Origin of the sequence: Photorhabdus sp. RM323S, assembly GCF_042879375.1 — a bacterium.
GTDB lineage: Bacteria > Pseudomonadota > Gammaproteobacteria > Enterobacterales > Enterobacteriaceae > Photorhabdus > Photorhabdus tasmaniensis.
In genome coordinates this window covers 1-4832 of record NZ_JBHFKZ010000097.1, presented here as the reverse complement: position 1 = coordinate 4832, position 4832 = coordinate 1, and the positions used below count along the sequence as shown (strand labels likewise).

Annotated in this window: 4 protein-coding genes and 1 pseudogene; 1 reads left to right on the top strand and 4 read right to left on the bottom strand. The window is 37.7% G+C overall.

Going from position 1 to position 4832, the window contains the following annotated elements; genetic code table 11:
• Positions 1-524 (bottom strand): type VI secretion protein IcmF/TssM N-terminal domain-containing protein (locus ACGF7G_RS21530; RefSeq protein WP_387468269.1); only part of this gene is annotated, 524 nt, incomplete at its 3' end.
• Positions 525-3243: 2719 nt separating this feature from the next.
• Positions 3244-3597 carry an IS66 family insertion sequence element accessory protein TnpA gene (gene tnpA, locus ACGF7G_RS21525; protein WP_387468267.1) on the bottom strand — a complete coding sequence of 118 codons (354 nt, stop codon included), beginning with the start codon at positions 3595-3597 and terminating at the stop codon, positions 3244-3246.
• Positions 3598-3692: 95 nt separating this feature from the next.
• On the opposite strand from tnpA, the pseudogene ACGF7G_RS21520 reads away from it, so the two are divergent.
• A pseudogene (locus ACGF7G_RS21520) lies at positions 3693-3869 on the top strand (type I toxin-antitoxin system SymE family toxin); the annotation flags it as partial.
• Positions 3870-3939: 70 nt separating this feature from the next.
• On the opposite strand, the gene ACGF7G_RS21515 reads toward ACGF7G_RS21520, so the two are convergent.
• Both ACGF7G_RS21515 and ACGF7G_RS21510 read right to left on the bottom strand, forming a co-directional pair.
• On the bottom strand, positions 3940-4176 hold the full coding sequence (locus ACGF7G_RS21515; RefSeq protein WP_387468265.1) for a hypothetical protein: 237 nt from the start codon (positions 4174-4176) through the stop codon (positions 3940-3942).
• Positions 4177-4187: 11 nt separating this feature from the next.
• Positions 4188-4832, bottom strand: a 645-nt coding sequence (locus ACGF7G_RS21510; protein ID WP_387468263.1) for a glycohydrolase toxin TNT-related protein, incomplete at its 5' end; no start/stop codon positions are given.

The window sequence follows — 4832 nt, the reverse complement described above, 5'->3', positions numbered from 1 at the left end:
CGCTCGCGTTGTTCTTTGTTGTCAGTCAGTAAACGGTGGGTGTCCACCGTCAGAATAATCCCGTTGAGGGGCTGACGCTGACGGTTTTCAGTCAGCCAGGTGAGCAGGGCTTGCCACAGGCGGGCGGGCAACTGAGGCTTACTGGCGTCTGCCGGCGATATCTGATCGATAAGCAAGCCGTCCGGGTCAATGATGACCGCTTTCTCCCCCAGCCAGCAGCGCAGGTGCAGGGGCAGAGCCTCTTCCCCCTGATGGCGGTCCGGCAGGGCAATGTCAGTCAGTTTGTAGCCTTCCTGGATCAGTGTGGTTTTGCCGCTGGCGGTGTTGCCCAGCATCAGGTACCAGGGGCGCTGGTAGAGGTAATTCCAGGTACCGAGATGGCGCTGTAACTGGTCTTTCCAGTGATTAAGGTAGCTGTCCTGATGCGTCATATCGGCCAGGACCGGATCGATCTCCCTCAGCTCAAAATGAATTCTGCCTTGCGTTTTATTATTGACAGGGTTTAACCTGTGATTAAAAGTCATTTTTATCACTTTAACCCCTGCTTTTCGTTAAGTTTAATCATCATTGGATTACGCTTAATGAACGCTAATCATATCCGCTTTTTATCTTTATTGGCGCTGTTAAATAACCGGCGAGAAAGCGCTTTAATATCTGTTTATTCGGATAATGTTATTTTACGTGCGATTTATTTTCAACTTTGGATTTAATGAGTATAAAGTTTTAACCGTTTTTTTACTCCTTTTAACACCTGATTTTTGTTAGGTTTAATCATCATCGGATTACGTTTAATGAACGTTAATTATATCCACTTTTTATCTTTATTGGCGCTGTTAAATAACCGGCGAGAAAATGCTTTAATACTCATTTATTCGGATAATATCCTTTTACGTACGGGTTTCTTTTCAACTCGCTATTAACGGCTAATGATTTTCGATGAAATGCTATTAATGGTTATTTTTAAAGGTGGCATTTATTAAGTTAAATCCGATTTTGATATAAAAATTTTAATGCTTTGGTATTCGCGTTTTTAAATGATGATGACAGTTAACCTGTTATCGGAAGTTGTTTTTTTACTCGATGGATTTAATGGGTATAAAGTTTTAATCGTCATTTTTACCCCTTTTAACACCTGTTTTTTATTAAGTTTAATCATCATCGGATATCGTGTTTTATGTTTAACGAACGCGGATTATATTCACTTTTTATCTTTTCTGATGCTGTTATGGTAAAACGTTTTAATATCCGTTTATTCGGGTAATATTATTTTACGTGCGATTTCTTTTCAATTTTAGATTTAATTAGCATAAAGTTTTAACCGTCGTTTTCACCCCTTTTAACACCTATTTTTTGTTAAGTTTAATCATCATTGGATATCGTGTTTTATGTTTAATGAACGCGGATTATATTCATTTTTTATCTTTTCTGACGTTGTTAAATAATTGGCGAGAAAACGCTTTAATATCCATTTATTCGGGTGATGTTATTTTACGTGCGATTTCTTTTTAACTTTGGATTAATGGTTAATGATTTTCGATTAAATTCTATTAATGGTTATTTTGAAAGGTTGTATTTATTAAATTAAATCCGATTTTGATATAAAAGCTTTAATACTTTGGTATTCGCGTTTTTAAATGATGATGACAGTTAACCTGTTATCGGAAGTCGTTTTTTTACTCGATGGATTTAATGAGTATAAAGTTTTCACCGTTGTTTTTATCCCTTTTAATACCTGCTTTTTATTAAGTTTAATCATCATCGGATATCGTGCTTTATGTTTAATGAATGCGGATCATATTCACTTTTTATCTTTTCTGATGTTGTTAAATAACTGGCGAGAAAGCGTTTTAATATCTGTTTATTCGGGTAATGTTATTTTACATGCGATTTCTTTTCAACTTTGGATTAACGGTTAATGATTTTCGATTAAATACTATTAATGGTTATTTTGAAAGGTTGAATTTATTAAGTTAAATCCGCTTTTGATATAAAAAGTTTAATGCTTTGGTATTCTCATTTTTAAATGATGATGACAGTTAACTTGTTATCGGAAGTTGTTTTTTTACTCGATGGATTTAATGGGTATAAAGTTTTAACCGTTGTTTTTATCCCTTTTAACACCTGCTTTTTGTTAAGTTTAATCATCATTGGATATCGTGTTTTATGTTTAACGAGCACGGATTATATTCATTTTTTATCTTATCTGATGCAGTTAAATAACTGATGGAAAAACGCTTTAATATCCGTTTATTCGGGTAATGTTATTTTACATGCGATTTCTTTTCAACTTTGGATTAACGGTTAATGACTTTCGATTAAATGCTATTAATGGTTATTTTTAAAAATGGCATTTATTGCGTTAAATCCGTTTTTGATATAAAAGATTTAATACGGCGGCATTCGTGTTTTTAAATGATGATGACAGTTAACCTGTTATCGGAAGTCGTTTTTTACTCGATGGATTTAATGGGTATAAATTTTTAACCGTTGTTTTTATCTCTTTTAACACCTGCTTTTTGTTAAGTTTAATCATCATCGGATATCGTGTTTTATGTTTAACGAACGCGGATTATATTCATTTTTTATCTTTTCTGACGTTGTTAAATAACTGCTGGGAAAGCGCTTTAATATCCATTTATTCGGATAATATTATTTTACATGCGATTTCTTTTCAACTTTGGATTAATGGTTAATGATTTTCGATTAAATGCTATTAATGGTTATTTTTAAAAGTGGCATTTATTGCGTTAAATCCGCTTTTGATATAAAAGGTTTAATGCTTTGGTATTCGCGCTTTTAAATGATGATGACAGTTAACCTGTTATCGGAAGTCGTTTTTTCACTCTATGGATTTGATGAGTATAAAGTTTTAACCGTTGTTTTTATCCCTTTTAATACCTGATTTTTATTAAGTTTAATCATCATCGGATATCTTTTTTTATGTTTAATGAATGCGAATTATATTCACTTTTTATCTTTTCTGATGCTGTTAAATAACTGGCGAGAAAGCGCTTTAATATCCATTTGTTCGGGTGATGTTATTTTACGTGCGATTTCTTTTCAACTTTGGATTTAATGAGTATAAAGTTTTCACCGTTGTTTTTATCCCTTTTAACACCTGCTTTTTGTTAAGTTTAATCATCATCGGATATCGTGTTTTATGTTTAACGAACGCGGATTATATTCACTTTTTATCTTTCCTGACGTTGTTAAATAACCGACGATAAAACATTTGATACCCATCTATTTGGATAATATTCTTTTACGTACACCTTCATCGGTACAGGTAATTTCCGTCAGCTGCCCGCTCAGGTTATAGCCCAGAGTCAGCACCGGCCCGTCACTGGTGAATGCATACCCGTCTGGGGTATGCAGGGTGACGGAGTGCGCGTTGTCGGGCTGGAGTGAAACCGGCAAGACGGCGGGCAGTGTCTGGCAGGGAGGTTGGCGCATTTTGTTACTGTCGGCAATCCAGTCACGGAAAGAGGAAAAATTCAGCTGATGCTGTTCACAATACTGTTTTCGGGTCAGGTCACTGTGGTGCCATTGGGTCACATGGTGTTGTTTTTGCTCCGGGGTATATCGGCTACGGCTCATGGTGTCATTCTCCAAATGAGGATAAGGACGCAGTAGCGTGCATGGGCCGGAGGGGAAGGACAAGGTGAGTTCACCGGAGCCTTACGCTTAAACAGGCTGGCTTTGATATTGGTGGCACACTCACCGTTAAGATTATGGATGGCTGTCTGGTGCTGATCCCCGACAGCGACGACACCCGCACCATCAAACAACAGTACCAGCGCCAGCAAGATCAACTGAGTGAAATTAAGCTGCGGATGCGCGACCTGATTGGCGACTACAACAGCAACTAAGGGCAGGGACTGAGCGGCTCTTAAAATAACAAAGCCAGAAGATCACGCAGATCTTTTCTGGCTTTGTGTTTTATCCATACATTCTTTTTATATCAGAAACATAATCCCAGAAACGTTGGCATGCATCTTCTTCTTTTTCAAACGATTCTACCCAACTACGCGCACCTCTTTCTGCATGATAAACTAGCCAATATTCATCCTCATAACTAAGGCAGATCCTATCATCGGGAGCACCTCCTTCTAATGAATAGTATGATGATGAGATCTTATTCTCTTTTAAACGTTTTCTCAGTTCTTCTTTATTCATTGATACACCTATTAATCTAATGGTATGGGTTTCCCTTTTAATGTTTTTGACACTTTTTCCAATGAACCATTGTCAATTAATTCTTTTACCTTCGCGGGCAAGTCGTACTGTGTGCCACGCCCTGGATAACCAAACCAAGGAGCAATTTCACCAGCATCGACAGTTATTGGTTTTTTAACTACAAAAACAGAATAAGGTCTGCCATCACTTCCCGGCTTCAGCGCCCTTGCGCTATATGGAATACCTTCTGGAGAAACAAATGTGCCATAATCCGTACCATACCGATCAAGTCTTGTACCCGGCTGCAAGGTAAGTTTTTCAAATTTACCTTCGTAGAACCCTCGATTTGGTGGCCATTCTTTATACCACATGAAGTCTTTAAAATTAGAGGATTCTCTGGCTGCCTTACTTGCTGCTATATTATCAAGGACTTGTTGTTTATTTACCCCAGCATCCCCTTTATTCCCCGGACAGCCAGTTAACCCGAACGGATCTACCCAGTTAGCCGGATTATGCACGTAACTGTAAGGATTTACGCCGCCAGCTAACCCCAAAGGGTCAGGCGATAAGTACTGTCCCGTTTCCCTGTCGTAATAACGGAACCGATTATAAAACAAACCGCTCTCCGTGTCTTCATACTGACCACAAAACCGAAG